This is a genomic window from Flavobacterium psychrophilum DSM 3660 = ATCC 49418 (assembly GCF_002217405.1).
GTDB classification, from domain to species: domain Bacteria; phylum Bacteroidota; class Bacteroidia; order Flavobacteriales; family Flavobacteriaceae; genus Flavobacterium; species Flavobacterium psychrophilum.
Genome location: NZ_MUHE01000036.1, coordinates 1 through 4736, shown reverse-complemented (window position 1 = coordinate 4736; position 4736 = coordinate 1). Strand labels below are relative to the sequence as shown.

General features: G+C 33.9%; 3 protein-coding genes. All 3 read right to left on the bottom strand.

The features are described 5' to 3' along the window. Window positions 1-294: 294 nt before the first annotated feature. On the bottom strand, window positions 295-1077 hold the full coding sequence (locus tag B0A57_RS09640) for a hypothetical protein (protein WP_202819393.1): 783 nt from the start codon (window positions 1075-1077) through the stop codon (window positions 295-297). A gap of 519 nt (window positions 1078-1596) precedes the next feature. Beyond that, complete coding sequence (locus B0A57_RS09630) at window positions 1597-4074, bottom strand: S8 family peptidase (protein WP_080731695.1); 2478 nt, start codon at window positions 4072-4074, stop codon at window positions 1597-1599. Continuing rightward, complete coding sequence (locus tag B0A57_RS09625; RefSeq protein ID WP_038466486.1) at window positions 4071-4475, bottom strand: hypothetical protein; 405 nt, start codon at window positions 4473-4475, stop codon at window positions 4071-4073. Before B0A57_RS09625 ends, B0A57_RS09630 begins: the two co-directional genes overlap by 4 nt. Between the last annotated feature and the right edge of the window lie 261 nt (window positions 4476-4736).

Sequence of the window (4736 nt, the reverse complement as noted above, 5' to 3'; positions counted from 1 at the left end):
ACACTTTGCGGGATAGTGTCCGCTTTGTTGTGAAAAAACCAAGTATTTTGACTCAAGTGCTATCCCAAAAAGTAGGGAAGAACCAAGCTTTTTTAAAAACGATCCTTTTTAACTTGAAACGTATGTTTTTAAGGCATCAAAATTTTACAACATTGAACTTAACCCAAAAATAAACCTCGCTTAAAACGGATTAAACGAGGCTGTTTTTTATGGTTTTTGTAAATGTTTTTCAAAAATTTAGGGTTGTGCAACAGCTACCGCTGTTGTGCGATTGTGCTTTTGTTAATTTATGTTTCAGAAATCAAGTTCATCAAAATCTTTTATTTCTGATAATTTTATAATTTTTTTATCCTTAATGATTTCCCAAGTGTCTTTGAAATCCTCTTCGTAATTATCTCCATCGTCATCTTTATTTAGATTGTCTCTAGTAAGTTTCTTTTTTGTCAAGAAATTAATACTCACCTCAAATTGAGGAACAGGACCGCGACTAGAATATGAATCAAAACCTATTAATTCCAAATCACCTTTTTTGTAACGAAATGTATAACTCCAATTTCCGTATCTTCCGTGTCCATAATTGATATTTAAGTTTCCTTTTTCAATATTTACATCAAGTTCGGGTGCAAAATAAACTCCACCATCCTCGTTCTCAGACGAAAAACAATCATAGTTTTTTGCAGCTAATTCATAATAATTACCTTTATTCAATAGAACAATAATTCCTCTTCGGTTTCGATCTAATTTTCCACGGTTTTCGTCAATTACAGTTTTATTTTTGTCCGTTCCTTTAATGATAAGTACAACGTCTTCAATTCCGTCTTTATTTAAATCGCCTTTTATTTCCTCCCAGCCGCTTGCTGAAATTCCACCTTCATATTTATGAATTATGTAGCCATTTGGTATAAAATCATTTGGATTTTTCTGTACTTCAATTTTTTGAATTGAATTATTTTCATCAATAATTTTTTGTTGTACTTTTTGAATTTCGGTACTTTTCTTATCTGCTGATTTCTGCTTTTCATTTTTACAAGAAATTATAACAAAAGCACATATTAGAAATGTAAATATTTTTTTCATATTTTTTGTAGTTTCTTATTTTGGAGATTTTGGATAGCATATCGCACAACGGTCGGGGCTTTGCGAAGAGGCGGATTAAAAATTCACTATTCTTCGGATTAAAAACTGTACTTTCCAAATACAAACTGACCTTTAAATTGATGACTGTAACCGCCTTTTTGCAAAACCCTTGTTGCAAGATGCCTTAATGGGCAGTGTTTCTTTCACGGTTTGGTTGCAGGTTGCTATATTCTGTTTGCAGGTTCGAGGTTCTTATTGGCAGGTAGTCATATCATATTGGCAGGTTCGGATATCGTACTTGCATGTTCGAGGTTCATACTTGCAGGCTTCAATATCGTAATTACAGGTTCAAAATTCATGAATGCAGTTAGCAATATCGTGAATGCATTATGGAATATCATAAGTTCAGTTAGCAATATCATACTTGCAGTTAGTAATATCGTGAATGCAGTAAGGAATATCATACATTTTAAAAAGAATACAAGTTTTGGGCTTCGCCCAAAACTTGTATAAGGTTTTTTATTCTACAACAATAATTTGTTTTTCGGGCTTATTGCCATCATCAATTACAAGAATATATTTATCGGCTTTTAGCTTTAAATCATCAATAGTAAGTTCTTCTTTTAAAACCATTCCGTTTTCTTTATCCTCATTTACGATTTCAAACTTATTGGCATATACTTTTTCGCCGTTAAAATCATAAATTAGTACCGTTATTGTTCTAACTGGTTTTGAAACTGGTGCAGGATAAGGTCCTTCGCATGGTCCATCTCCATCAACAATGCCTGGGCTGTCGCCACCCAAATCATCGTCTAAAACAACTTTTGGTCCGCCGATTTTAATTTTTAAAACACCTTCTTTTAACGGATTTTGAGCAACATTATAACGGCTTAAGGTTGTTGTTGTTTTACGACATGGACTGGTTCCGGATGCTCCTGCTGTTAAATATCTGTAATAGACTTCAGTTCCTATACCGCAACCATTTTTTGCAGTACAAGTAATCATATATTCGCTACTGCAAGTACCAACATTAATATTTACAGTTGTCAAAGTTGTATTATTTATAGTTTGTGTGCCATTGAGTGTAAATTTTGCTTGAATTGGTAACGCACAAACCGTAGGAAAATCAGGATATGGGGTTCTTACAATTGACCAATCATAAGTAGTAGCACCAATAATTGGAGTTACTGCAAAACCAATTGCCATTCCTTTACGAACCCAAATTGGTTTACTATCAGCACCTGTGGCTGGTAATAATGGGGAACCAATTGAAATGGTTTTAGTTATTACTGTTCCATTTGAAAGTGTTGCTTTTATTATAGCAGTAGAACCTATTGTGGAAGTTGTAGTAACAGTAATAGTATTACCCGATGATGTAAAGGTTAATGCACCTTGTACTGACCAAACCACTGAAAAATTATTGAAATTGTTTTGAAGTGTGTAGGTTTGAGTTGTACATATTTTATCCGCACCAGAAATGAAAGTTGCTATTGATTGCAACGCTTTATAGGCATTGACTCTACCATATCCTAAATCGTTGCTCCATGTTCCGTTTGGCTGACCTGTAACTCCTGCTGTGTAGGTATAGCCACCAACTTTATCAGTATTTTGTTCTAAAACTTGTCGTGCCTCAACTCCAGTAAGTGTTGGTTTTAATGATAAAATTAATGCCATTACTCCTGCTGTATTTGGACAGGCCGATGAAGTACCGTTAAAACTTGGTGCGTAATCACCAGTTTCATAACCTGTTGAACCAACTATATCGGTTGTATAAATTTTCACACCTGGTGCAGAAACATCTAAATTTGTGCCATAATTTGTACCCCAAAATGTTTCTCCGTCACATGAAGTTGGTGATTTTCTTTGGTCGCATTGACTAGTTGCACCAACAGCTATTACTTGTGGGTTTAATGCAGGCCAAGCAACGCTTGAATTACTATTTCCTGCCGAATACAAAACAATACATCCTTTGCCACCTCTTCCACTTGTTACTGCATTATTAATTGCATCATTTACGGCTGTTGATGCAGAACCACCTCCCCAAGAATTACTCAAAATATCTGCTCCATTTTGCCATGCCCAATTTGTACCTGTTGCTGCTGCACTAACTGTTATTGATGTGGCTGAACCAACTCGAATAGGTATTATTTTAGAATTGTAAGCAACTCCTGCAATTCCAATACCATTATTTGCAACTGCTCCAATAATTCCTGCACATGCTGTTCCGTGAAAACTTGCACCCACATATCCACCACCAGGGACACCATTAATCGCATCGTATCCAGGTAAAAGATTAGCTTGTAAATCAGGATGAGTTAAGTCTACTCCAACATCCAATACTGCTACTTTTATACCTGTACCTGTTGCTAATGCCCAAGCATCATCAACATCCATATCGGCATCTACCGTTCCGCCAAGATAACCATTATTGTTTATTGACCATTGAGAAGATAGTAATGGGTCATTTGGTGGTGCTTGTAAAACATTTAGTTTGATAAAATTTGGTTCAACATATTCAATCCTATCGTCTTTGAATAATGTGTTGATTAAATCGAATGTTTTAGAAGTATCATAATTATTTAATCGTACAAGATATTGATTTTTTTCAAATTCATTGGCTTTAAAAGTGTAGTCAATTCCTTTTAAAATATCTTCTAAATTTGATTTTGTTTTGATAATTATTTCGTCAAAACAAATTTGTTTAATCCCGTCTTCATAAATCAAAACTGGTTCTACATTTTTGAAAGCCTTTGAAAAGGTTTCAAATTTCTCTCTGTAATTCTCCTCTGTTGTTTGAATAATTATAAAATTATCTCCACTATCTGTAATTTTTTCGTTTGAAAATTTCGATAATGGTTCGTTGGTTTCAAGGTAAATTAAATTGTTGGATTTAATAAAATTTACGGCTTCATTTTTGGTATTGTAACTCACTTTTTCTTGGCTATATATGCCAAAAGTGAGTAATAATGCTAGTATTATAAATATTTTTTTCATCATTGTTGTATTTGTGTTAATTTAATTTGTTGAGTTGGGTAGAGAAAAATTATTCCTGTTGGAGCACAAAACTCTTTAACACTACCACTAAAAGTTACATTAATTGCAACATTTTCAGTTACTGTTATTCCACTTAAAATACTATCATTACATATTAAATAATAATAGGTAATGCCAGGAGGAGTACCAACCTGTATATAATAATTTGCAGTAACATTATCAATTTTAAAAGTGCCAGAGTTCTTTTTTAGAACGCCTGTAACATTACTTTTTGTTTCAATAGTGGTACTTGTATCGCAATCACAAGGCGAAACAACAGGTGTAGGTGTTGGGTCATCTTTATGACATGAAACTGTTACTACTGTTAATAAAATTAATAATCCGATTGTTTTTAAATTTTTCATATTTGAATTTTTTAAATAGTTAAAAATTAGTTTACTTTTTCTTTTGTTTTCCCATAGGCAATCCGTTTTTAAGATTTTCTCTTAGGCACTTCATGTAGCTAAAAGGTATCTTGCAACGTCCTGGCGCTTGGCGTGGTTGGGGAATAAAGATGCGTAATCTTTCGGTTAAACACGAATGTTCCAAGTACAAAACCATCTTTCAATTCAGCCTAAAACCCCAATCACGCCAAACCGCTGTGCCTGTTGCACAACTCCACCAAA